The following is a 22,998-nucleotide window of genomic DNA, read 5'->3' on the forward strand; positions in this document are numbered from 1 at the left end:
TTCACCTTCACCCAGACCCTCGGCCAGGTGTGCTCCCGCAGGCGGTGCGCGCCACCGTCCCGCCGATGACGAACATCCAGATCGCGCTGCTGAAGAACACCACGATCGCGTCCGGCTTCTCGGTGTTCCAGGCCGGCGGCATCTACCAGAACCTCTCCGAGCGCGGCTACAACGTGCTCGTCGGGCTGCTGTGGGTGGCGCTGATCTTCGTGATCCTGGTGGCCCCGCTGACCTGGGTCCAGCGCCGCCTCGACGCCCGCTGGGGGGTGGCCCGATGAGCTCGGTCCTCTACGACATCCCGGGCCCGGCGGCCCGCGCCCGCAACCGCACGATCGGCGTCGTCGGGGTCGCGGTGATCCTGGCGGCCCTCGGGTTCGTCCTCTACCGCTTCTGGGCCACCGGCCAGTTCAGCGGCCGGATGTGGGACTGGATCACCTACGAGGCGATCCAGGTCCGCATCCTCGACGGGCTGTGGAACACCGTCCGCGCCTTCCTCGTCGCTGCGGTCCTGTCGCTGGTGTTCGGGGCGGTGTTCGCCGCCGGCCGGCTGTCGGACCACGCCTGGGTCCGGGTCCCGTGCACGGTGGTCGTGGAGTTCTTCCGCGCCGTCCCGCTGCTGGTCCTGATCTTCATCATGTACTACGGGATGTCGCAGGGCGCGGGCATCGAGATCTCCGCGTTCTGGGCCGTCGTGCTCGGCCTGATGCTCTACAACGGCTCGGTGCTCGCCGAGGTGTTCCGTGCCGGGATCAACGCGGTCCCGCGCGGGCAGAGCGAGGCCGCCTACGCCCTGGGGCTGCGCAAGACCCAGGTGATGTCCTCGGTGCTGCTCCCGCAGGCGGTCCGGTCGATGCTGCCGACGATCCTGTCGCAGCTGGTGGTGGTCCTCAAGGACACCGCGCTCGGCTTCCTGATCCTCTACGAGGAGCTGCTGCTCGTGGCCCGCCAGCTCGGCAGCCAGGTGCAGCTCGGATCGCCGATCCTGCAGGTCGCGCTGGTCGTCGCGGTCCTCTACATCGGGCTGTGCCTGATCCTGACCGGCCTGTCGCGGCTGGTGGAGAAGCGGCTGTCGCAGGGGCCGCGCAAGGCCACCCCGCAGGCCGCTCCGACGCCGGCACCCGCCGGCGGCGCCCCGGTCTGAGCCCCGGCAACCCGGGCCCGGGAGGACACCTCGTCCTCCCGGGCCCGTCGCCGTCTACAGGTGCCGCAGGAACGCGTCCGGGTCGGCGAGGAAGCTGCGGGTCAGGGCGACCGGGAGCGCCTCGTCGTAGCCGACGCGGCGGACCGCGCCGTCGTCGTCGAGTTGCAGGATCGTCGCGCCCGGCAGCGCGAGCAGGACCGGCGAGTGGGTGGCGACGACGAACTGGCTGCCCCGCGCGATCAGGTCCACCATCCGGGCCAGCACCGCCAGGGCCCCGGTGACCGACAGCGCGGCCTCCGGCTCGTCGAGCAGGTAGAGCCCGCGCGGGGTGAACCGGTGGGTCATCAGCGCGACGAACGACTCACCGTGGCTGCGCTCGTGCGGCGAGCCCCCGAACGCCGGGGCCAGCCGCGGGCCGAGACCCTCCCGGTCGAGGTGCTCGAGCTCGGTCGCCACGTTGTAGTACGACTCGGCACGCAGGAAGAAGCTGCTCCGTTCCCGGCCGGGCCGGCGCGCCAGCCGCAGGTGCGACCCCAGGTCGGACTCGCTCGCCCGCGTCGCGAACCGGAACGACCGCGAGCCGCCCTCGGCGTTCAGCCCCAGCGCGACCGCCAGTGCCTCGACGAACGTGGACTTGCCGGAACCGTTCTCCCCCACCAGGAACGTGACGCCCGGGTAGAGGGCGAGCCCGCCGTGCGCCCGCAGCCACCGCACCACCCCCAGGTCGAACGGGTAGCCGTCGGTGGGCGCGTCCGGGTCCAGGGTGACGCGGGCGACGAAGTGCCCGGGACTCACAGGTTCTCGACGGTGACCGGCTCGATGCCCTCCTCCGGCGGCAGCGCGAACCCGAACACCCGGGAGTAGAACGCCAGCTCGGCGTCGAGCGCCCGGCGGATGTTCGCCGCCTGCCGGAAGCCGTGCTGCTCACCGGCGAACAACAGATAGGCGACCGGCACCCCACGCTCGCGCAGCGCGTCGACGATCATCTCCGACTGGTTCGGCGGGACGATCGCGTCCTCGTCGCCCTGCAGCACGATCAGCGGGGTCGAGAACCGCTCGACGTGGGTGAGCGGGGACCGCTCGATGTAGACCGCCTCCGCCTCGGGCCACGGCCCGACCAGCCCGTCGAGGTAGCGGGACTCGAACTTGTGGGTGTCCCGGGCGAGCGCGGCCAGGTCGGCGACGCCGAAGTGGTCGGCCCCCGCGGAGAACGGGGTGTCGTCCCGGGCGAGCGCGGCCAGGGTGGTGAACCCGCCCGCCGAGCCGCCGCGGATCGCCATCCGGGCCGGGTCGACGCGTCCGGCGTCGGCCAGCGTGCGGGCCGCGGCCAGGCAGTCGGCGACGTCGACGATCCCCCACGCGCCCTTCAGCTGCTCGCGGTAGGCGCGCCCGTAGCCGGTGGAGCCGCCGTAGTCGACGTCGACGACCCCGAACCCGCGGCTGGTCCAGTACTGCACGGCGACCGAGAGGACCGGCGTCGCCGAGCCGGTCGGGCCGCCGTGGATGACCACCAGCAGCGGCGGCAGCTCGCCCTCGGGGGCCTCGTGGGCGCCCAGCGGCGGGTAGAACAGCGCGTAGCCGGTGCGCGGGCCGCCCGCGGCGTCGGTGGACAGGAACGTGATCGGCTCGGGCACCGACACCGTCTCCGGGTGCAGGCCCAGGTCGCGCGGTGCGCGCAGGGTCTGCACCCCGGCCGCGCCGGGCTCCCCGGCTCCCTCCGGGGCGGGCACCACGCGGTGCACGCCCGGCTCGGCGGTGGGCGACCCGGCGACGCAGACGACGGCGTAGGGCCCGTCGGCGCGCACCGAGCCGATCGCGGTGAACGGGGTGTCGAGCTCGATGATCCGGCCGTCGACCTCCCGCACGACCAGGGCGTCGAAGCCCCGCGAGGAGCGGGCGAACACGACGCGTCCGTCCTCCAGGACGGCGTAGCGCGACCCGCCCAGCGCCCAGCCGGGCACACCGATCTCGGCATCGATGCGCACGAGCGCCTCGATGTCCTGGCCGGGCGGCCACCGGTAGAGGTTCCACCAGCCGGTGCGGTCGCTGAGGAAGGTCAGCGACCCGTCGGGCTGCCACTGCGGCTCGGTGACCGACTCCCCCGGCCCACCCCGACGACGGTGTCCACCCCGGACGCCAGGTCGCGCACGGTGAGCTCGACGTCGTCCCACGGCATCGACGGGTGGTTCCAGGACAGCCAGGCCAGGGTGCCGCCGTCCGGCGAGATCCGCGGTGCTGCGACGAAGTCCGGGCCGCTGACCAGCACCTCCGGCTCCGACGGGACGCGGGCGTCGAGCCGCACGATCTCGTTGACGACCTCGGCCGCCGGGGTGTGCTCGGCGTGTGGTGCTCGCGGACCGCGACCATCCAGGTGCCGTCGGGGGCGACGTCGCCGTCGGCGTAACGGTCACCGCGGGCACCGCGGGCTCCGGGTGAGCGCGACCGGCTCGCCGCCGCGGTCGAGCCGGTACAGGCGCTGGTCGGCCCACTCGACGTAGAAGACGGTGCCGGGGCTGCCGGGGTGCAGCCACCACGCGCCGCCGCCGTACTCGTGGACGGCCGAGCGCGCGTTCGCCCCCGGCCGGCAGCAGGTCGGTGCGGGTGCCGTCGTCGGTGCGGCGCACCAGCTGGGTCCGCCCGCCCTCGGTGGCGCGGCCCTCGGCCCACACCACCCCGGTGTTCCTCGGTGCCGGGCGCACCGTCGGGGGCGGACCTCCCCGAGCCGCACCGCGGCCGTCACCACCACTTCGGACGTGGACCGTGTCGGCCACGACCCGTACCCGAGATCGTCACGGCGACCACGCTAGTCATCACCGTGCCGCCGTGCCCGTAGGTTGTCGCCGTGCCGACACTGCGTGCGCTGGAATGCCTGGTGGCCGTGTTCGACCACGGGTCGGTGACCGGGCGGCCCGCGGCCCTGCAACCTGTCCCAGCCCGCCCTGTCCCACCAGCTCGCCCAGCTCGAACGCGAGGTCGGGACCCCGCTGCTGGAGCGGCTGCCGCGCGGGTGCGCCCGACCGTCGCGGGGCGGGCGGTGCACGCCGACGCGGTCGCCGCGCTGGAGGCCGCGGACCGGGTGCTGACCACCGGCGCACGGTCGCGGCCGGCGGCGCCGGGGTGCTGCGGGTGGCGTGCGCGGAGACGATGACAACGCGGGTCTGCTCGCCCCGGTGCTGTGCGGGCTGCCGCCGGTGCCACCGCCCGGACCCGGGTGGAGCTCACCGAGCTGACCAGCGGCCGACGAGATCGCCGCCCGGGTGGCGGACGGCGCGGCCGACGTGGGGGTGTGCCCGCCGCCCGGCCGTGACGGCGTCGACGCCGAGGTGCTCGGCCGCGAGCCGCTCGTCGCGGCGCTCCCCCGCCGCCATCCGCTCGCCGGCGCGCCGGGGCCGATCCCGGTCGTCGCGCTCGGCGAGGGCCCGGTGGTGCACTACGCCCCCGCCAACGGCCTGGCCGGCTGGCTCGACACCCTCGCCGCCACGCACGGCGTCCGCCTCGACGCGGTGACCCGCACCCGGAGCGCGACGACCGCGGCCCGGCTCGCCGACGCCGGGCTGGGCGTTGCGGTGGTGCCGGTGACGGCGCTGCCCGCGGGTGCCCCGGGTGTGGTGCGGGCGCTGGCCCCGGCGCAGGACCGGGAGGTCGTCGCGCTGACCCGGCCGGGCCGGGACCCGGTGGTGGCGGCGTTCGTCGCCGCGCTGCGACGGCGCGGGGTGCCCGTGCCCGCCGCCGTCGCCGCGCAGCTCGCCCCCTGAGCGGCGCCGGTCAGGCCAGCCGGCCACCGCCGTCGACGTGCAGGGTCGTGCCGGTCACGAAGGGTTGGTGAGCAGCGACCGGGCCGCGGCGGACAGCTGGGCCGGGGTGCCGGTGCGCCGCGCCGGGTTGGCCGCGGCCGTGGCGGCGAGGAAGGCGTCCTTGCCGTCGCCGAGCCGGTCCCACTGGCCGGAGTCGACGATGCCGGGCGAGAGCGCGTTGACCCGGACCGGGGCGAGCTCGACGGCGAGCGCCTCGGCGAGGAACGCGACGGCGCCGTTGGTCGTCGCCATCACCGAGCGGCCGGGCGCCGGGCGCCAGGCCGCGACGCCGGAGAACAGCAGGAACGACCCGCGCACGAGTGGGGCGAGGTGCTTGGCGAGCAGCAGCGGGCCGACGACCTTCGCGTCGAACGCGGTGTGGACGGCGTCGCGGTCCAGCTCGCCGACCGGCCCGTTCGCGGGCGCGGCGGCGAGCGACACGACGTGGTCCAGCGGCCCCGAGGTCGCCGCGAAGGCGGCGATGCTCGCCTCGTCGGTCAGGTCGATCCGGGCGGTGGCGGCGCCCACCGCGTCCGCGACCGGGGCGAGCCGCTGCGGGTCGCGCCCGGCGAGGGTGACCGTCGCCCCCTCGGCGACGGCGTCGGCGGCGAGCGCGCGGGCGATGCCCGAGCCGCCGCCGACGATCAGCAGGTCCTGTCCGGCCAGTGTGGTGATGTCCATGTCCGGTACAGCGTCGCCGGACCGACGTGCAGTCCCGTCGCGCGATCGATGCTTCCGAGCTCTGCCATAGACGTCGTCTATGCCTCGGCGCGGCGCAGGACCGCCCTGGCCCGGGCGAGCACCGGCGCGTCGACCATCTCCCCGCCGAACCGGAACACCCCGGGGTGGCGCCGCGCCTCGGCGAGCAGGGCGCGGGCGTGCTCGGCCTCGGCGTCGGTGGGCCGGAACCCGCGGCGCACGACCTCGACCTGCGACGGGTGGATGCAGGCCTTCGCCGCGAATCCCGCGGCCGCCGCGTCGAGGGTGTCGGCGAGCAGGGTGTCGGTGTCCGCGATGTCGGTCAGCACGGTGTCGACCGGGTCGAGGCCCGCGGCACGCGCGGCGTAGAGGATCCGGGTGCGGGCCTCGGTCAGCGCCGGGCCGTAGCCGCCGCCGGTCGCGCGCCCGGTGCGGCCGCCCAGGTCGGCGAGCAGGTCCTCGCTGCCCCACATCAGGCCCGCGCAGTTCGTCGCCCGCGCGATCGACGGCGCCTCCAGCACCCCGTGCGCGGTCTCGCACAGCGCGATCACCGGGTGCGGGGCCAGTGCCTCCACCGCGGCGGCGCTCGTCGCCATCGGCAGCATCAGCGTGAGGTCCGGGTGGGCGGCCAGCGCGGCGACGTCGCCGTCGTGGGCGGGGGTGCCGGGCGCGTTGACCCGCACGACCACCCGGGTGCGGTCCAGCCCCGCCAGGGCGTCGACGACGGCGGCACGGGCGCCGTCCTTGTCGTCCGGGCCGACCGCGTCCTCCAGGTCGAGGACGACGGCGTCGGCCGCGGCGAGTGCCCTGGCGAACCGGTCGGGCCGGTTCCCGGGGCAGAACAGCAGGCCGGGGCCGTGGTCGAGCGGGCGGGCGGCGGTGGCCACGAGCGGGGCCTCCTCGTTCCGGGGACGGACCACGATCATCGACCTGCCGTCGCCGCCGCGCGCAGCAGGCGCACCGCGGCCGGCAGCGCCCGGGTCGCAGGACCGGAGCCAGGCCGACGACCCCGCTCATCCCGGTCCACCAGCGGACCTGCCCGTCGGTGCGGAGCACGCCGACCGCCGGCGTCCGGCATCCGGCGACGGCGGCCGGGAGGTTCGGGTAGATCTCGGCCAGCCGCGGCTCGCGGCAGGAGCGCGCCCGGACCCGGACCCGCACGCAGCCCGGCAGCTCCTGTGCGATCCGCGAGCACGGCGCACAGGCCGCGTCGTGCACCACCACGAGCTCCCGGATCCGTGTGCGCGCCACCGCGTCATCATCGCCTGCCACCGGCCCCCGCCCTCGGGGGCCGTCCTCGGGGGCCGTCCTCAGCGGCCGAGCAGCGCCGCGGCCAGCTCCCCGGGGTGCGAGAGCATCGGGTGGTGCCCGCCCGACACCATCTCGGGCACGACGCCGCGCAGCCGGCGGGCGAGCATCGTCCGGACGAACGCGGCCGGGAACAGCTTGTCCTCGCGGCACAGCAGGTACCGGGTCGGCACGTCCGGCCAGGACTCCCGCGGCCACGGCTGGTTCCACGGCGTCGCGGACTGGTCGCGCTCGTGGCGCAGCGCCTCGTTCGCGACCGCCTCGTCGACGTCGTGGTAGAAGAGCCCGACGACGTCGTCGGGGTCGCGCCCGTCGCGCGCGGCCTGCTCGGCGAGCGCCGCGCCGGAGCCGGTCGCGGCGCCCCACTGCGCCGCGGACTCGCCCGGCTGCGGCACCATCGCCGTCACCAGGACGAGCTCGCGCACCGCGATCCGGTCGCACACCAGCGGCGCGCTGAACCCGCCGAAGGAGTGCGCGACGACCACCAGGTCCTCGGCACCCTCGACCGCGGCCACCACGGCGTCGGCGTAGTCCTCCAGTCCGGCGGCGTCGTCGTCGCAGGGCAGCTCGACCGGCACGGCGCGGTGGCCGCGCCGGGTCAACTCCCGTACCAGCGGGCCCCAGTACCAGGTGTCGGTCCCCGCCCCGGGGACGAGCGCAAAGGTCGTCATACCGGTGTGGACCGTCCGCGCGCGGCGTTCTCATCGCCTACCGTCGACGGCGGAACCGAGGAGGCCCGATGACCGATCCGACCCGCCTGCCCGCCGTCCCCGACCCGGAGCCTGCCGACCCCGCCGTGCCCGACCCGGTCGAGCCGGTCACCGACTACACCGACGACGGCGTCCCCACGTTCTCCTACGTGCGCGATCGCATCGAGGGACGCGCCGCGACCGCGGCGGCCGCCGAGGAGCTCGCAGGCGGCGACGTGCGCGCCGCGGAGGCCCAGGACGCGTTCGCCGAACGCGAGCGCAGGGCGGCCGAGCGGCTCGCCGAGATCCGCCGGTCGATGGAGGGCTGAGCGGCCCGTCGCACCCCCGGCGCGGTCCCCGCACCCCGTGCGGCGGGTGCGATGGCCGTCGCCGGGGTGCGGGGACACGTTCAGCTCCCGGTGCGACGGAAGATCTTGTCCCCCAGCCACACCAGCGGGTCGTACTTGCGGTCCACCGCGCGCTCCTTGAGCGGGATGAGCGCGTTGTCGGTGATCTTGATGTGCTCCGGGCACACCTCGGTGCAGCACTTGGTGATGTTGCAGAACCCCAGCCCGTGCTCCTCCTGGGCCTCGACGGCACGGTTGCCGTGCGCGTCGAGCGGGTGCATGTCCAGCTCGGCCATCCGCATCAGGTAGCGCGGCCCGGCGAACGCCTCCTTGTTCTCCTCGTGGTCGCGGACCACGTGGCAGGTGTTCTGGCACAGGTAGCACTCGATGCACTTGCGGAACTCCTGGCTCCGCTCGACGTCGACCTGCGCCATCCGGTACTCGCCCGGCGCGACCCCCTCGGGCGGGGTGAAGCTGGGGATCTCGCGGGCCTTGGTGTAGTTGAACGACACGTCGGTCACGAGGTCGCGGATCACCGGGAAGCTGCGCAGCGGCGTGACGGTGACGACCTCGCTGTCGTCGAAGGTGTTCATCCGGGTCATGCACATCAGCCGCGGCCGGCCGTTGATCTCCGCGGAGCACGAGCCGCACTTGCCCGCCTTGCAGTTCCAGCGCACGGCCAGGTCGCCGGCCTCGGTGGCCTGCAGCCGGTGGATGACGTCGAGGACGACCTCGCCCTCGTTCACCTCCACCGGGTAGTCGACCAGCTCGCCCTTGGTGTCGTCGCCGCGCCAGACGCGGAAGTGGTGGAGATGGCTGCTCATCGCGGTCCCTCCGCATCGGCCCGGTGACCGCCCAGCTCGTCACCGGTGTAGTACTTCTTCAGCTCGTCCATCTCGAACAGGTCGAACAGGTCGGGCCGCATCGGGATCTGCTCCTGACGGGTCAGCTCGATGCCGTCCTCTCCGACGGCGCGGCAGACCAGCAGCACGTGGCGCCAGTCGGCGTCCATGACCGGGAAGTCGTCGCGGGTGTGCCCACCCCGCGACTCCTGGCGCTCCAGGGCCGCCTTGCCGGTGCACAGCGCGACGAGCAGCATGTTGCGCAGGTCCAGGGCCAGGTGCCAGCCCGGGTTGAAGCGGCGGTGCCCCTCCACCGAGACCGTCCGGGTGCGGGTCGCGATGTCCTCGAGCTTCTTGAGCGCGAGCTCCATCTCGTCGCCCTTGCGGATGATCCGACGAGCTCGTGCATCGTCTTCTGCAGCTCCTGCTGGACGACGAACGGGTTCTCCCCGCCCGCGGTCGCACTGGAGAACGGCAGCATCGCCCGCTCCAGCGCCGCGGTGACGTCGGCCTCCGCGACGGCCGGCCGTCCCCGGTCCGCGTGCTGCGCGGCGTGCAGCCCGGCGCGGCGGCCGAACACCAGAAGGTCCGACAGCGAGTTGCCGCCGAGCCGGTTGGAGCCGTGCATGCCGCCCGCGACCTCGCCGGCGGCGAACAGGCCGGGGACCTTCGACATCGCGGTGTCCGGCTCGACCTCGACCCCGCCCATCACGTAGTGGCAGGTCGGGCCGACCTCCATCGGCTCCTTCGTGATGTCGACGTCGGCCAGCTCCTTGAACTGGTGGTGCATCGACGGCAGCCGCTTGAGGATCTCCTCGGGCTTCAGCCGGGTGGACACGTCGAGGAACACCCCGCCGTGCTCGGTGCCCCGGCCCGCCTTGACCTCGGAGTTGATGGCCCGGGCGACCTCGTCGCGGGGCAGCAGCTCGGGCGGGCGCCGGTTGTTGTCCGGATCGGTGTACCAGCGGTCGCCCTCCTCCTCGGTGGTGGCGTACTGCTCCTTGAACACGTCCGGCACGTAGTCGAACATGAACCGCTTGCCGTCGGTGTTGCGCAGCACGCCGCCGTCGCCGCGGACGGACTCGGTGACCAGCAGGCCCCGCACCGACGGCGGCCACACCATGCCGGTCGGGTGGAACTGCAGGAACTCCATGTTGATCAGCGGCGCGCCGGCGCGCAGGCCCAGCGCGTGGCCGTCGCCGGTGTACTCCCAGGAGTTCGACGTGACCGAGTAGCTCTTCCCGACGCCGCCGGTGGCGAGCACGATCGCCGGGGCGTCGAAGCGCACGAACCGACCGTCGCCGCGGAAGTAGCCGAAGCAGCCCGAGATCGCGCCGTCGGTGGTGAACAGCTCGGTGATCGTGCACTCGTGGAAGACCCGGATCCGGGACTCGGGGTCGCCGGTCTCGGCGAGGTCCTCCTGCTGCAGCGAGACGACCTTCTGCTGCAGGGTGCGGATCAGCTCCAGGCCGGTCCGGTCGCCGACGTGCGCCAGCCGCGGGTAGGTGTGCCCGCCGAAGTTGCGCTGGCTGATCTTCCCGTCCTTCGTGCGGTCGAACAGCGCGCCGTAGGTCTCCAGCTCCCAGACCCGGTCCGGGGCCTCCTTGGCGTGCAGCTCGGCCATCCGCCAGTTGTTGAGGAACTTCCCGCCGCGCATGGTGTCGCGGTAGTGGACCTTCCAGTTGTCGTTCGGGTTGGCGTTGCCCATCGACGCCGCGCAGCCGCCCTCGGCCATCACGGTGTGTGCCTTGCCGAACAGCGACTTGGAGATGATCGCCGTCCGCTTGCCCTGCAGCCGCGCCTCGATCGCCGCCCGCAGGCCGGCACCGCCGGCCCCGATGACGACGACGTCGTAGTCGTGCCGCTCGATCTGCTCGTCCATCTCGGTGCTCACCCCACGATCCGCAGGTCGCTGATCCAGCCGGCGGAGACGGCCATGACGTAGAAGTCGGTGACGGCGAGGCTCACCAGCGTCGCCCAGGCGAACTGGTTGTGCCGGGTGTTCAGCTTCGAGACCTGGGTCCAGAGCGCGTAGCGGACCGGGTGCTTCGAGAAGTGGTTGAGCCGCCCGCCGACGGCGCTGCGGCACGAGTGGCACGACAGCGTGTAGCCGAACAGCAGCACCACGTTCACGACCAGGATGATGTTGCCCAGCCCCAGGCCGAACCCGCCGCCGGGCTTGGCGAAGGCCAGCACCGCGTCGTAGGTGTTGATCAGCGTGATGATCCCGGCGATGTAGAAGAAGTAGCGGTGCGCGTTCTGCAGGATCAGCGGGAAACGCGTCTCACCGGTGTAGCGCCGGTGCGGCTCGGCGACCGCGCAGGCCGGCGGGGAGAGCCAGAACGCCCGGTAGTAGGCCTTGCGGTAGTAGTAGCAGGTCAGCCGGAACAGCAGCAGGAACGGCAGGGAGACCGCCGCGTAGGGCAGCCACCAGACGTCGGGCAGGAAGCGGCCGAAGTGCGCTGCCTCCTCGACGCAGCCGGTCGAGACGCACGGCGAGTGGAACGGCGTCAGATAGCCGTACTCGGGGACGAAGTAGTGGTCCTGCATGAACGCCCGCACCGTCGCGTACGCGACCCAGGCGACGAACGCCACGAAGGTGGCCAGCGGGGGAAGCCACCATCGGTCCGTGCGCAGCGTGCGCGCGGCGATGGTGGCCCGGCCGGTGGACGCGTCAGTGGTGGATGACACGTACGGGAGCTCCTGTCGTCTCGACGACGCCGAAGAGACCTGACACGACGTCGTGCCCTCGTGAACACCCGCCGCACACACGGTGCGGTGGTCGCCAGAGAGTACGACGCAGATCACATGTGATCTACGTCGGGATCGCGATTGGCCGCTCCATCGAGACGTGGCTCACACGTCACACGACGCACGACGGCCCGGGCACCCCGCGGAGGGAGTGGCCCGGGCCGTCGCGACGGTGCGTCCTACTTCTTGCGGCCGCCCACCGTGGCCGCGAGGTAGTCGCGGTTCAGCTGGGAGATCACGTCGAGCGGGATCTCCTTCGGGCAGGCGGTGGCGCAGGCGCCGGTGTTGGTGCAGCCACCGAACCCGGCGGCCTCGTGCTCCTCCACCATGCTGACGACGCGCTCGTAGCGCTCCGGCTGACCCTGCGGCAGCTCACCCAGGTGGGTCAGCTTCGCGCCCAGGAACAGCGACGCGGACCCGTTCGGGCAGGCCGCGACGCAGGCACCGCAGCCGATGCAGTTCGCCGCGGCGAACGAGCGGTCCGCGGCGGACTTCGGCACGGCGTTGGAGTTGGCCTCCGGCGCCGACCCGGTGTTCACCGAGACGTAGCCGCCGGCCTGGATCATCTTGTCGAACGCGGCGCGGTCGACGACGAGGTCCTTGATGACCGGGAACGAGCCCGAGCGGAACGGCTCGATGACGATCGTGTCGCCGTCGGAGTAGTGCCGCATGTGCAGCTGGCAGGTGGTGGTCGCCCGCTGCGGGCCGTGGGGACGGCCGTCGATGACCATGCTGCACGAGCCGCAGATGCCCTCGCGGCAGTCGTGGTCGAACGCGACCGGCTCGTCGCCGGACAGGATCAGCTTCTCGTTGAGCACGTCGAGCATCTCGAGGAACGACATGTCCTCGTCGGCGTCGACTGTGTAGGTGACCAGGCGCCCCTTGTCGACCGCGTCGCGCTGGCGCCAGACCTTCAGGTTGAGCTTCATGTCCGTCGGTCCTCTTACTTGTAGCTGCGCTGGGTCGGGTGCACGTACTCGAACGTGAGCTCCTCCTTGTGCAGGACCGGAGCCTGCCCGCGGCCGGTGTACTCCCAGGCCGAGGTGAAGGAGAAGTTCTCGTCGTCGCGCTGCGCCTCGCCGTCCTCGGTCTGGCTCTCCGCGCGGAAGTGACCGCCGCACGACTCGCGACGCACGAGCGCGTCGAGACACATGAGCTCACCGAGCTCGAGGAAGTCGGCCACCCGGCCGGCCTTCTCCAGGCTCTGGTTCAGCTCCGCGCCGGTACCCGGCACCTTGACGTTGCTCCAGAACTCGCGACGGAGCTCGGGATGCGGTCCAGCGCCTTGCGCAGACCGTCCTCGGTGCGCTCCATGCCGCAGTAGTCCCACATGATCTGGCCCAGCTCGCGGTGGAACGAGTCCACCGTGCGGGTGCCGTTGATCGACAGGAACTGGTCGATCCGGTCGGTGACCGACTGCACGGCCTCGACGACCTCGGGCGCGTCGTCGGGGACGGCGTCGAGCTCGTTCTTGGCCAGGTAGTCGCCGATCGTGACCGGGAGGACGAAGTAGCCGTCGGCCAGACCCTGCATCAGCGCGGACGCACCGAGGCGGTTCGCGCCGTGGTCGGAGAAGTTCGCCTCGCCGGCCACGTAGAGGCCCGGGATGGTCGACTGCAGGTCGTAGTCGACCCAGAGGCCACCCATCGTGTAGTGCACGGCGGGGAAGATCCGCATCGGGACCTCGTAGGGGTCTCCCCGTGATCCGCTCGTACATCTCGAACAGGTTGCCGTACTTGTTCTCGACGGCCTTGCGGCCCAGCCGCTGGATCGCGTCGTCGAAGTCCAGGTAGACACCCAGACCCGACGGACCGACACCGCGCTTCTCGTCGCAGACCTCCTTGGCGGCCCGGGACGCGATGTCACGGGGCACCAGGTTGCCGAACGCCGGGTACTTGCGCTCGAGGAAGTAGTCACGCTCCTCGTCGTGCGGGATCTCGTTCGGCCCGCGGTCGTCGCCGAGCCTCTTCGGGACCCAGACGCGGCCGTCGTTGCGCAGCGACTCCGACATCAGGGTCAGCTTCGACTGGTGGTCGCCGGAGACCGGGATGCAGGTCGGGTGGATCTGGGTGAAGCAGGGGTTCGCGAACAGCGCGCCCTTGCGGTGCGCCCGCCAGGAGGCCGTGACGTTGCAGCCCTTGGCGTTGGTCGACAGGTAGAAGACGTTGCCGTAGCCGCCGGAGGCGAGCACGACCGCGTCGGCGGTGTGCACCTCGATCTCGCCGGAGACCATGTCGCGCGCGACGATGCCGCGGGCGCGTCCCTCGACGACGATCAGCTCCAGCATCTCGTGCCGGGCGTACATCTCGACGGTGCCGGCCTTCACCTGGCGCTCCAGCGCCTGGTAGGCGCCGATGAGCAGCTGCTGGCCGGTCTGACCGCGGGCGTAGAAGGTGCGGGAGACCTGCACACCGCCGAACGAGCGGTTGTCGAGCAGACCCGCGTAGTCGCGGGCGAACGGGACGCCCTGCGCGACGCACTGGTCGATGATCTGCCGCGAGATCTCGGCGAGCCGGTGGACGTTGGACTCCCGCGCGCGGAAGTCGCCGCCCTTCACCGTGTCGTAGAACAGCCGGTAGACGCTGTCGCCGTCGTTGCGGTAGTTCTTCGCCGCGTTGATGCCGCCCTGCGCGGCGATCGAGTGCGCACGCCGCGGGCTGTCCTGGTAGCAGAACGTCTTGACGTGGTAGCCGGCCTCGCCGAGCGTCGCGCTCGCGGAGCCGCCGGCCAGGCCGGAGCCCACGACGATGATCTTCTTCGAGCGCTTGTTCGCCGGGTTGACCAGCTTGACGCCGAACCGGCGGCGCTCCCAGCGGGTCTCGATGGCACCCGAGGGGACCGCCTTGTCGACGACCGGCTCACCGGTCGTGTAGTCGGCGTAGGAGATGTGGTGGGACGAGGCGTCAGTCATGGGTCAGACCACTCCGAACGTGACGGCGAGGGGCACCGAGATGAAGCCGAGGGTCAGCACGGCGGCGAAGACCGTCGACACCACCTTGATGGTGCGCTCACACGCCTGTTCGACGACCACCCGAGCGTCTGGATGCCCAGAAGATGCCGTGCTGGACGTGGAAGCCCAGCGCGACGACGGCGAGGACGTAGAACAGGGTGACGTACCAGCGGGCGGGGGTGAAGTCGGCCGCGAGGTTGTCCGCCACCGCGAGGTGCACGCCGTTCGGGTTCAGCGTGCCCGCGGTGAGGTCGAGCAGGTGGTAGACGACGAACAGCACGATGATCACGCCGCCCCCGCGCATGGTGCCGGGCGCATGGTGCGCGTAGCTGCCCTTGACCTGGTAGGAGCCACCCGCGTACTTGATCGGGCGGGCCTTGCGCGCGCGCAGGGCGAGCACCGTCGCCGACCAGATGTGGGCGACCACAGCGACGACGAGCACCACACGGACGATCCAGAGCATGCCCGAGTAGGGCAGCGCCGGCTCCAGGATGGTGCGCAGCCAGGCCGCGTAGTGATCGATCGCCTCGGGGCCGAAGAAGATCTTCAGGTTCCCGATCATGTGCAACGTGACGTAGCCGAGCAGCACGACGCCGCTCACCGCCATCACGAACTTCAGCAGCGCACTGGGCGTGCGCGGACGCCGGGGTGCGGCGGGCTTGGCTCCGCCGCCGGCCCGGGACTTCTCGGACATCGTGACCACGTCGTCCAGTGGACATACCAACGGGTAAGGCAGTCCAATGCATGAAACGGTCTCCGGTCATAGCCGTAGGCTATGCGTGTGACACTTCAGCAGCTCATGTACTTCGTCGCCGTGGCAAACGTGCGCAGCTTCACTCGGGCGGCCGACCAGGTCGGGGTCGCCCAGCCGACCCTGAGCCGCGCGCTGCGGGCGCTGGAGGACGAGCTGGGCTCCCCGCTGATCAACCGCGGGTCGGTCGTCACGCTGACCCCGGCCGGTGAGGCGGTGCTGCCACTGGCACGGAGGATGCTCGCCGACTCCGACATGGTCCGCACGACGGTGGCCGAGATGGTCGGCCTGCGCAGCGGCCGGGTCCGGGTCGGCGCGACGCCGTCGCTGTGCATCGGCGTGCTGTCCGACGTGCTGCGGGTCTTCCACGCCCGGCACCCCGAGATCGCCGTCGAGCTGGCCGAGGACGGCTCGCAGCCGTTGGAGGCGGCACTGGTCCAGGGCGCGCTGGACGTCGCCCTGGTCATCGTGCCCCCCGACGGGGTGGACCCGACGCTGCACACCGCTCCCCTGCTCCGCGAACGGCTCTCGGTCGCCTCCCCACGGGCACGCAGGCCGCTGACCCCGCGCGGGTCGATGACCGTCTCCGAGCTCGCCCGCCACGACCTGGTGATGGTGCGCCAGGGCTACGACCTGCGGGAGGTGACCCTGCGGGCCTACGCGGTCGCCGGGGTCACGCCGCGGATCGCCGTCGAGGGCGGCCAGATGGACGCCGTGCTGCGCATGGTCGAGGCCGGCACCGGGGTGGCGGTGGTGCCGGACCTGACGTTCATCGGGCGGCCGCGGCTGCGGCGCACGGTGCTCAACCCGGCCATCCACCGCACGGTGGCGCTGGCGCGGCGCGCCGACATCGCCCCCACACCGGCCGTCATCGCCTTCGCGGACACGCTGCTGGAGCACATGTCCGACACCTCGGCGTCGCTGCGGGAGGGCACGACCGACGTCCAGGTGCTGCACCGGCACCGGACCGGCCGGGAGCTGCTCGGCTGAGGACCGGGGTCAGTCGGGAACCGGGAACAGCGGGGCGCGGCCGTCGGGGGTCGCCGGCGGCGGGTGCGGGTCGAGCACCCGCAGGTGCTCGCAGGTGCCGGTGAGGTGACCTGCAGGACCCGGCGGACCTGGCGGGCCGCGCCGCAGTACAGCTCCAGGACCACCCCGGCCGCGACGGCGGCGTGCTGGCAGTCGAGCAGCACCGAGATCCCGGCCGAGGCGAACACGCCCACCCCGGACAGGTCCAGCACGATCCGTGGGGCCGCGGCGAGCCAGTCGCCCACCTGCTCGGCCAGGAACGGCGCGGTCGCGAGGTCGACGTCGCCGACGGCGTGCAGCACCACCGGACCCGACGGGTGCGGCACCGCCTCCAGGGTCAGACCACCCTCCGCGGTCGCGGCGGACAGGCCGGGCACTCCCCCCGGCCCTCCGTCGGATCGGTCATCACCGGCCGCCTCCCGCGGGGCGCCGCGCCACCGCCGCAGTCAGGGTGCCAGTGCGGTGCCGGTACCGCACGCCGATCGCCCGGTGACGGCCCCGCCCGGCGTCGACGCGCGGGAGGGCGCCGGTCTTCCTAGGCTCGGCGGGTGGCCCATCACGATCTCGCAGTCGTCGGCACCGGATCCGGGAACACGATCGTCGACGACCGGTTCGACGGTCTCGACGTCGCCCACGTCGAGGCGACCCGGTTCGGCGGGACCTGCCTCAACGTGGGCTGCATCCCGACCAAGATGCTCGCCTACACCGCCGAGGTCGCCGAGACGGTCCGCGCGGCGTCGACCTACGGGGTGGACGCCCGGATCGACCGGATCCGCTGGAGCGACATCCGGGACCGGGTGTTCTCCCGACTCGACCCGATCGGCGACGAGGGCCGCGACCACCGCCGCGACCACGGCACCGTCTACGACGGCACGGCCCGCTTCACCGGGCCACGCGCGATGACGGTGGACCTGGCCGACGGCGGCACCGCCGAGTTCACCGCGGACCGGATCGTGCTCGCCGTCGGCGGGCGACCGGTGGTCCCGCCGCCGGTCGCCGACTCGGGCGTCCCGTTCGACACCTCCGACACGATCATGCGGATCGACGAGCTGCCCGGGCACCTGGCGATCATCGGCGGTGGCTACATCGCAGCGGAGTTCGCGCACGTGTTCGGCGGGCTCGGCTGCGAGGTCACGCTCGTCGAGAGCGCCGACACCCTGCTCGGCGGGATGGACGAGACCGTCGTGGCGCGGTTCACCGACGCCGCCCGCGAGCGCTTCACCGTCCACACCGGACGGACGGTGGAGAGGGTCACCGGCGGTGCGGGCGACGTACGGCTGCACCTCGACGACGGCACCGAGGTGCGGGCCGACCGGCTGCTCGTCGCGGCCGGGCGCCGCCCCAACTCCGACCGGCTCGACCTGGACCGGGCCGGGATCGACACCGACGACGCCGGCCGCGTCGTCGTCGACGCCCACGGCCGCACCACCGCCGACGGGGTGTGGGCGCTGGGCGACATCTCGTCCCCGCACCCGCTCAAGCACGTCGCGAACCACGAGGCCGAGGTCGTCGGGCACAACCTCGCCCACCCCGACGACCTGCGCGAGGCCGACCACGGGTTCGTCCCGGCCGCGGTGTTCACCACTCCGCAGATCGGCGCCGTCGGCCGCACCGAGCAGCAGCGCCGCGAGGAGGGCCTGGAGTTCCGCGTCGGGTTCCACGAGTACGCCGACGTCGCCTTCGGCTGGGCGATGGAGGAGCAGCGCGGGTTCTGCAAGGTCCTCGTCGCCCCGGACGGCACGCTGCTCGGGGCGCACCTGCTCGGCCGCAGGCGTCGACGCTGGTCCAGCAGCTGGTGCAGGCGATGGCGCTGGGCGTGACCGCGCAGCGCCTCGCCGACGTACAGTACTGGATCCACCCCGCGCTGAGCGAGGTGCTGGAGAACGCGCTGCGCGACGCCGCCGACCCGGACTAGGCGCGCCGCTCGGTCAGCTCGGTGGCCACCGCCAGGCCGATCACCACGGCGAGCACGACCAGCCCGATCGCGATCGCGGGCAGGGCGTGTCCGGCGACCAGCGCGACCACCGCGGCCACCACCAGGATCGCGGCGGCCACGTAGCGCGACCGCCCGACCGTCCCGGTGCGGCCCTGCAGGTAGAGCTTGTTGCCCGCGAGGTAGAGCAGCGGACCGCCGACCGAGGTCAGCACCAGCGCCGGAGTGTTCTCCGGGTGCGTGAGGTGCAGGTCGATCGCCACCGCGAACAGCACCGCCCCGGCCACCATCAGGCCGTGCGCGTAGGCGAACGCGGCCCGCGCCGCACGGGTCGACCCGTCGCCGGAGCTCGCCCGGGTGCCGTGCCCGGCGAGCGCGAAGTAGGACCACCACAGCGCGACCAGACCGGCGAAGCCGAGCAGGGTGATCACCACCGCGTAGGGGGTCACGTCCTCCATCTCCGACAGCGTGAAACCCATGATCAGGATCGACTCGCCGAGCGCGATGATGAACACCAGCCGGTTGCGCTCGGCGAGGTGCTCCACGTCGGTCGGCCACTCCTCCATCGGGGTGCGCCCGAGCCCCGGCACCCGGAACTCGAACCGCGGCCCGGCCATGTCGACGGCGACGGCCAGCACCCAGACGACCAGCCGCGCCACCGGCGGGAGGAACGCGCCGACGACGACGAGCACGGACGCGGCCGTGCTCCACACCAGCAGGTTGCGGTAGTTACGGGCCATGACGTGCCCGCGCATGGTCACGACGAGGAACAGCGGGCGCCCGATCTGGGCGGCGGCGAAGCACAGTGCGAACAGCAGCCCGGACTCACCGAACGCGCCCGGCAGGGCCAGCGCCATCCCCAGCGCCGCCAGCATCAGCCCGGCGTTGAGCATCCGGACCGACGGGCGTCCCGGGTCCAGGTAGTTCATCGCCCAGGCCGAGTAGTTCCACAGCCACCAGACCGCGGCGAACAGCACCGCCGTCTCCAGCGCCCCGATCGGGGTCAGGTGGTAGAGCAGGGTGTGCGAGACCTGGACGATCGCGAACACGTAGACGAGGTCGAAGAACAGCTCGATCGGAGCGACCTCGGAGTCGCCCTCCCGTCGCAGCACCCGCGGCCGGATGTCCGGTGGTGTGGTCATCGGTGGGCTCCTTTCCCGTGTCGGCGCTGCCGAAGGGTAGTGCGGCGCGCAACGATGGGCGGTGTGAACCTCGGTCTGCGCGAGATGCGCCCCCGCGATCCGGACGAGCCCCACCGGGTGGCCAGCCCGCTGGAGCTGTTCTTCGACCTGGTGTTCGTGGTGGCGGTGTCGCTGTCGTCGGCGGCGTTGCACCACGAGGAGTCCGGCGGGCACGTCGGCGCCGGGGTCGGGTCCTACCTGATGGTGTTCTTCGGCATCTGGTGGGCCTGGATGAACTTCACCTGGTTCGCCTCGGCCTTCGACGTCGACGACTGGCTCTACCGCGCCACCACCCTGGTCCAGATGGCGGGCGCGCTGGTCATGGCCGCGGGGACGCCCTCGGCGATGGCCGGTGAGGGCTACGGCGTACTCGTCGCCGGGTACGTGGTGATGCGGCTGGCGATGGTCACGCAGTGGCTGCGGGCGGCGCGATCGCACCCCGCGCTGCGGACCACCGCGCTCCGCTACGCGGGCGGCATCGCCGTCGTCCAGCTGCTGTGGATCGCCGGGTGCTCGTCGCCCCGCACCCGGTGTGGTTCGTCGTGCTGGCACTGGCCGAGCTGGCGGTCCCGGTGGTCGCCGAGCGTGCGCGGTCGACGCCGTGGCACCCGCACCACATCGCCGAGCGCTACAGCCTGTTCACCCTGATCCTGCTGGGTGAGTCGATCCTGGCGTCGACGACGGCCGTGGTCGACGCGCTGTCCTCCGCCGAGCACCTCGGCCCGCTGCTGGTGCTCTCGGCGTGCGGACTCGTGCTGGCGGCGGGCATGTGGTGGGTCTACTTCGCCCACAGCCAGCACGAGCACCTGCGGGCCATGCCGCGGGCGCTGGTGCACGGCTACGGCCACTACCTCGTCTTCGCCGCGGCCGGCGCCTTCTCGGCGGGCATCGAGGTGGCCGTCGACGTCGACACCACCGGGACCGGGCTGTCCGCCGCCGCGGCCGGGGCGACGCTGACCGTGCCGGTCGCGCTGTTCGTCCTCGGGGTGTGGGCGCTGGCGCTGCGCCCCGTGCTCGCCGCCGGCCGCAGCGCCGCCGTCGTCGTGCTGGCGGTGCTGCTGGGGCTGTCGGCGTTCGCGCCGTTCACCCCGTCGTGGCCGCGGTGGTGATGGTGGCGGTGGTCGTGACCGTCGAGACTGCCCCCGCCCGGAACACCGTCGCCGCATGACGGGTTCGGAGACGACAGGGGCCGGCACCTGCGGGAGCCGGTGAACCTGCGCCGCGTGGTGCGGCGCCGCGCGTCCTGAGAGCGTGTTTTGGAAATTCTAGTGGGTTGAGGGTGTCGTGTGTTTCTGCTGGCGGGTGGCGGGGTATCCACGGGCGATGCGGCGGGTGATGGTGTTGATCGCGGCCCAGCGGATCATGGCTTCGGATGTGGTGGGGTGGCGTTCGTAGTCTCGGGCCAGGCGTCGGTGTGCGGTGAGCCAGGCCAGGGTCCGTTCGACCACCCACCTTCGTGGGAGGACGGTGAATCCGCGCTGCTCGGGTGGCTTGCGGATGATCTCGATCGTTGTCTGCAGGATCGTGGCGGCCCAGTCGAGCAGTCGCCCGGCGAAGCCGGCGTCGGCGTAGACGAACCGCACCCTGGTGCGCAGGTAGAGGTTGAGCAGGATCGGCTTGGCGCCGTCGCGGTCCTGTACCGAGGCCGAGCACACCATCGTGGTCAGCAGCAGACCGAGGGTGTCGGTCACGATGAACCGTTTCCGTCCGCCTGTCTTCTTCCCGGCGTCGTAGCCGCGGGAGTCCTGGCCGACGGTGTCGGCGCCCTTGACCGACTGGGAATCGATGATCCCCGCACTCGGCTCCGGATCACGGCCCTCGGCGATACGTAACTGCCCCCGCACGACCGGGAGGATCTTCTCGGTGACCTTCTGCTGTTCCCACTGGTTGAAGTACCAGTAGACGGTCTGCCAGGGCGGGAAGTCCACCGGCAACGCCCGCCAGGCACACCCGGTCCGCACGACATACAAGATCGCGTCCAGCACGTCCCGACGAGCATGAGCAACAGGCCGCCCCCGCCGCGCGAGCGGCGGTAACAACGGCTCGATCACCACCCACTGGGCATCACTGGTGTCCGAGGGGTACCGGCGCGGTCGTTCCTGCATGCCGACCACGATGGAGCACCCCAGCCGTGTCGACCATCCCGACACACCCACCATTTCCAAACACGCTCTGAGAGGCTGAGTACATGTCCGGCGACACCGACCACGACACCGACCACGACACCGTGGTCACCCACGACACGGGCCACCACGGCTACGAGATCCTGATCGACGGCACCGTGGTCGGCAGGGCCGAGTACGTCGACGACCACGGGCAGCGGATCTTCCACCACACCGAGGTCGATCCGGAGCTGTCCGGGCGCGGGCTCGCGAGCACCCTGGTCCGCTTCGCGCTGGACGACACCCGCACCGCCGGGAAGCGCATCGTGCCGGTCTGCCCGTACGTGCGGCGCTGGGTGTCGACCCATCAGGGCTATGCCGACATCCTCGACCCGGTGACGCCCGACGCCGTCGCCGCCGTCCGGAGGAGCGCGCGGTGAGCAACGTCGAGACCGCGCCGGAGGAGGTCGTCTGCGGGGGCGACGCCGCCGACGGGGAGCTGGTGACCCCGCGCGACGTGCCGCTGGGCGGGCCGCGCGCGATGACGGTGCGCCGGACGCTGCCGCGGCGCACCCGGTCGCTGATCGGGGCCTGGTGCTTCCTGGACCACTACGGCCCGGACCGGGTCGCCGACACCGGTGGGATGGCCGTGCCGGGGCATCCGCACACCGGGCTCGCGACGGTGTCGTGGCTGTTCACCGGCCGGGTCGAACACCGCGACACCACCGGAGCGCACGCGATCGTGCGCCCGGGTGAGCTGAACCTGATGACCGCGGGATCCGGCATCGCGCACTCGGAGTTCTCCACCCCCGACACCGAGGTGCTGCACGGGGTGCAGCTGTGGCTGGCGCTGCCCGCCGCCCACCGGGAGACCACCCCCCCGCTTCGAGCACTACGCACCGCCCCGGGTGCATGCCGGGGACGCCGCGCCGCGGGTGTTCCTCGGATCGCTGGCCGGGTCGTCGTCGCCGGTCCCGACGTTCACCCCGCTGCTCGGCGCCGAGGTGGTGCTGCCCGCCGGCGCGTCGGTGACGCTGGACGTCGACGCCGGGTTCGAGCACGGTGTGCTGGTCGACACCGGCTCGGCGCGGGTGAGCGGCACCGCGGCCGCGGCCGCCGAGCTCGTGTACCTCCCGCCGGGCCGGACGGCCCTGGATCTGCACGCCGGCGACGACGGCGCCCGCCTGGTGCTGCTCGGCGGGGAGCCGCTGGGCGAGCAGATCGTGATGTGGTGGAACTTCGTCGGTTCCACCCACGACGAGGTCGTGGCCTTCCGGGAGCAGTGGCAGGACGAGCGTGCCGCCGGGGGGCGGGACGGTGGCCGCTTCGGGATGTTCCCGGACGCCTGGGACTCGACGTTGCCGGCGCCGGAGCTGCCGAACGCGCGGTTGACTCCTCGCGGGTAGGCGGGGCACGACTCTGCTGCCCTGTCCTCGCAGGTCAGAGATTCGCGATTGCGAACGGAAACTAGCGATCGAACA

The 22,998-nt window shown here is 72.6% G+C and carries 18 protein-coding genes and 8 pseudogenes; 10 read left to right on the forward strand and 16 right to left on the reverse strand.

Annotation, left to right across the window (positions count from 1 at the left end; all coding sequences use genetic code 11):
- Positions 1-278 (forward strand): annotated as a pseudogene (locus KPL57_RS25490) (amino acid ABC transporter permease); the annotation flags it as partial.
- Positions 275-1,141 (forward strand): amino acid ABC transporter permease, encoded by an 867-nt coding sequence (locus tag KPL57_RS25495; RefSeq protein WP_075311105.1) that lies wholly within the window; start codon positions 275-277, stop codon positions 1,139-1,141. The pseudogene KPL57_RS25490 and the gene KPL57_RS25495, both read left to right, overlap by 4 nt.
- 54 nt (positions 1,142-1,195) lie before the next feature.
- Here KPL57_RS25495 and KPL57_RS25500 read toward each other — a convergent pair whose 3' ends face one another.
- The 4 genes from KPL57_RS25500 to KPL57_RS25515 all read right to left on the reverse strand — a co-directional run bounded on the left by KPL57_RS25500 (position 1,196) and on the right by KPL57_RS25515 (position 3,887).
- Positions 1,196-1,936 carry an AAA family ATPase gene (locus KPL57_RS25500; protein WP_226353461.1) on the reverse strand — a complete coding sequence of 247 codons (741 nt, stop codon included), beginning with the start codon at positions 1,934-1,936 and terminating at the stop codon, positions 1,196-1,198.
- Positions 1,933-3,126 carry a prolyl oligopeptidase family serine peptidase gene (locus tag KPL57_RS70200; RefSeq protein ID WP_226353462.1) on the reverse strand — a complete coding sequence of 398 codons (1,194 nt, stop codon included), beginning with the start codon at positions 3,124-3,126 and terminating at the stop codon, positions 1,933-1,935. The genes KPL57_RS25500 and KPL57_RS70200 overlap by 4 nt, the downstream gene beginning before the upstream one ends.
- Before the next feature lie 71 nt (positions 3,127-3,197).
- Positions 3,198-3,443 (reverse strand): hypothetical protein, encoded by a 246-nt coding sequence (locus tag KPL57_RS25510; protein ID WP_226353463.1) that lies wholly within the window; start codon positions 3,441-3,443, stop codon positions 3,198-3,200.
- Between the two features lie 105 nt (positions 3,444-3,548).
- Complete coding sequence (locus KPL57_RS25515; RefSeq protein ID WP_226353464.1) at positions 3,549-3,887, reverse strand: hypothetical protein; 339 nt, start codon at positions 3,885-3,887, stop codon at positions 3,549-3,551.
- A 261-nt stretch (positions 3,888-4,148) separates the two neighbouring features.
- On the opposite strand from KPL57_RS25515, the gene KPL57_RS70205 reads away from it, so the two are divergent.
- Both KPL57_RS70205 and KPL57_RS25530 read left to right on the forward strand, forming a co-directional pair.
- Positions 4,149-4,289, forward strand: a complete 141-nt coding sequence (locus KPL57_RS70205) for a hypothetical protein (RefSeq protein WP_226353465.1) — start codon at positions 4,149-4,151, stop codon at positions 4,287-4,289.
- 109 nt (positions 4,290-4,398) lie between these two features.
- The gene (locus KPL57_RS25530) at positions 4,399-4,896 is read left to right on the forward strand and encodes a LysR family transcriptional regulator substrate-binding protein (protein ID WP_308253001.1); all 498 of its coding nucleotides are present in this window, start codon (positions 4,399-4,401) and stop codon (positions 4,894-4,896) included.
- Positions 4,897-4,950: 54 nt separating this feature from the next.
- Here KPL57_RS25530 and KPL57_RS25535 read toward each other — a convergent pair whose 3' ends face one another.
- The 3 genes from KPL57_RS25535 to KPL57_RS25545 form a co-directional block, all read right to left on the reverse strand.
- The gene (locus tag KPL57_RS25535; RefSeq protein ID WP_226353466.1) at positions 4,951-5,616 is read right to left on the reverse strand and encodes an SDR family oxidoreductase; all 666 of its coding nucleotides are present in this window, start codon (positions 5,614-5,616) and stop codon (positions 4,951-4,953) included.
- 77 nt (positions 5,617-5,693) lie between these two features.
- Entirely contained in the window at positions 5,694-6,554 is an 861-nt protein-coding gene (locus tag KPL57_RS25540; RefSeq protein WP_226353467.1) for a CoA ester lyase, read from the reverse strand.
- Positions 6,555-6,944: 390 nt separating this feature from the next.
- A complete protein-coding gene (locus KPL57_RS25545) occupies positions 6,945-7,613 on the reverse strand; it encodes an alpha/beta fold hydrolase (protein ID WP_226353468.1) in 669 nt (222 codons plus the stop codon).
- Between the two features lie 68 nt (positions 7,614-7,681).
- Here KPL57_RS25545 and KPL57_RS25550 point away from each other — a divergent pair, with 68 nt between their 5' ends.
- Positions 7,682-7,960 (forward strand): hypothetical protein, encoded by a 279-nt coding sequence (locus KPL57_RS25550; RefSeq protein ID WP_226353469.1) that lies wholly within the window; start codon positions 7,682-7,684, stop codon positions 7,958-7,960.
- 80 nt (positions 7,961-8,040) lie between these two features.
- Here KPL57_RS25550 and KPL57_RS25555 read toward each other — a convergent pair whose 3' ends face one another.
- The 6 genes and pseudogenes from KPL57_RS25555 to KPL57_RS25580 form a co-directional block, all read right to left on the reverse strand.
- Positions 8,041-8,802, reverse strand: coding sequence for a succinate dehydrogenase/fumarate reductase iron-sulfur subunit (locus KPL57_RS25555; protein WP_020623681.1), 762 nt, complete (start codon positions 8,800-8,802; stop codon positions 8,041-8,043).
- A pseudogene (locus KPL57_RS25560) lies at positions 8,799-10,702 on the reverse strand (fumarate reductase/succinate dehydrogenase flavoprotein subunit). Before KPL57_RS25560 ends, KPL57_RS25555 begins: the two are co-directional and overlap by 4 nt.
- An 8-nt stretch (positions 10,703-10,710) precedes the next feature.
- A complete protein-coding gene (locus tag KPL57_RS25565) occupies positions 10,711-11,511 on the reverse strand; it encodes a hypothetical protein (RefSeq protein WP_226353470.1) in 801 nt (266 codons plus the stop codon).
- A gap of 239 nt (positions 11,512-11,750) precedes the next feature.
- Positions 11,751-12,500, reverse strand: coding sequence for a succinate dehydrogenase/fumarate reductase iron-sulfur subunit (locus KPL57_RS25570; RefSeq protein ID WP_020623678.1), 750 nt, complete (start codon positions 12,498-12,500; stop codon positions 11,751-11,753).
- 14 nt (positions 12,501-12,514) lie between these two features.
- A pseudogene (locus KPL57_RS72690) lies at positions 12,515-14,482 on the reverse strand (fumarate reductase/succinate dehydrogenase flavoprotein subunit).
- Between the two features lie 97 nt (positions 14,483-14,579).
- Positions 14,580-15,215 (reverse strand): succinate dehydrogenase cytochrome b subunit, encoded by a 636-nt coding sequence (locus KPL57_RS25580; RefSeq protein WP_226353471.1) that lies wholly within the window; start codon positions 15,213-15,215, stop codon positions 14,580-14,582.
- An 87-nt stretch (positions 15,216-15,302) separates the two neighbouring features.
- On the opposite strand from KPL57_RS25580, the gene KPL57_RS25585 reads away from it, so the two are divergent.
- Complete coding sequence (locus tag KPL57_RS25585) at positions 15,303-16,262, forward strand: LysR family transcriptional regulator (RefSeq protein WP_043278006.1); 960 nt, start codon at positions 15,303-15,305, stop codon at positions 16,260-16,262.
- A gap of 116 nt (positions 16,263-16,378) precedes the next feature.
- Here KPL57_RS25585 and KPL57_RS72695 read toward each other — a convergent pair.
- Positions 16,379-16,678, reverse strand: a pseudogene (locus KPL57_RS72695) (STAS domain-containing protein); the annotation flags it as partial.
- Between the two features lie 171 nt (positions 16,679-16,849).
- Here KPL57_RS72695 and KPL57_RS25595 point away from each other — a divergent pair.
- Positions 16,850-18,216: pseudogene (locus tag KPL57_RS25595) on the forward strand (mycothione reductase).
- Here the strand turns inward: KPL57_RS25595 and KPL57_RS25600 are convergent.
- Positions 18,213-19,376, reverse strand: a complete 1,164-nt coding sequence (locus KPL57_RS25600) for a low temperature requirement protein A (RefSeq protein WP_226353472.1) — start codon at positions 19,374-19,376, stop codon at positions 18,213-18,215. The pseudogene KPL57_RS25595 and the gene KPL57_RS25600 sit on opposite strands and share 4 nt — an antisense overlap.
- An 84-nt stretch (positions 19,377-19,460) precedes the next feature.
- On the opposite strand from KPL57_RS25600, the pseudogene KPL57_RS72700 reads away from it, so the two are divergent.
- A pseudogene (locus KPL57_RS72700) lies at positions 19,461-20,524 on the forward strand (low temperature requirement protein A).
- Between the two features lie 176 nt (positions 20,525-20,700).
- On the opposite strand, the pseudogene KPL57_RS25610 reads toward KPL57_RS72700, so the two are convergent.
- Positions 20,701-21,574, reverse strand: a pseudogene (locus tag KPL57_RS25610) (IS5 family transposase); the annotation flags it as partial.
- A gap of 29 nt (positions 21,575-21,603) precedes the next feature.
- Here KPL57_RS25610 and KPL57_RS25615 point away from each other — a divergent pair.
- Positions 21,604-21,957, forward strand: coding sequence for a GNAT family N-acetyltransferase (locus tag KPL57_RS25615; protein WP_226353473.1), 354 nt, complete (start codon positions 21,604-21,606; stop codon positions 21,955-21,957).
- A pseudogene (locus KPL57_RS25620) lies at positions 21,954-22,923 on the forward strand (pirin family protein). The gene KPL57_RS25615 and the pseudogene KPL57_RS25620 overlap by 4 nt, the downstream one beginning before the upstream one ends.
- Positions 22,924-22,998 lie beyond the last annotated feature (75 nt).

It is taken from the genome of Pseudonocardia sp. ICBG601 (assembly GCF_020496245.1).

Excerpts from the sequence above, each read along its gene's own strand:
- KPL57_RS25600 (WP_226353472.1), bottom strand. The coding sequence starts at position 19,376 with ATGACCACACCACCGGACATCCGGCCGCGGGTGCTGCGACGGGAGGGC.
- KPL57_RS25580 (WP_226353471.1), bottom strand. The coding sequence starts at position 15,215 with ATGTCCGAGAAGTCCCGGGCCGGCGGCGGAGCCAAGCCCGCCGCACCC.
- KPL57_RS25545 (WP_226353468.1), bottom strand. The coding sequence starts at position 7,613 with ATGACGACCTTTGCGCTCGTCCCCGGGGCGGGGACCGACACCTGGTAC.
- KPL57_RS25535 (WP_226353466.1), bottom strand. The coding sequence starts at position 5,616 with ATGGACATCACCACACTGGCCGGACAGGACCTGCTGATCGTCGGCGGC.
- KPL57_RS25550 (WP_226353469.1), top strand. The coding sequence starts at position 7,682 with ATGACCGATCCGACCCGCCTGCCCGCCGTCCCCGACCCGGAGCCTGCC.
- KPL57_RS25570 (WP_020623678.1), bottom strand. The coding sequence starts at position 12,500 with ATGAAGCTCAACCTGAAGGTCTGGCGCCAGCGCGACGCGGTCGACAAG.
- KPL57_RS25615 (WP_226353473.1), top strand. The coding sequence starts at position 21,604 with ATGTCCGGCGACACCGACCACGACACCGACCACGACACCGTGGTCACC.
- KPL57_RS25495 (WP_075311105.1), top strand. The coding sequence starts at position 275 with ATGAGCTCGGTCCTCTACGACATCCCGGGCCCGGCGGCCCGCGCCCGC.
- KPL57_RS25555 (WP_020623681.1), bottom strand. The coding sequence starts at position 8,802 with ATGAGCAGCCATCTCCACCACTTCCGCGTCTGGCGCGGCGACGACACC.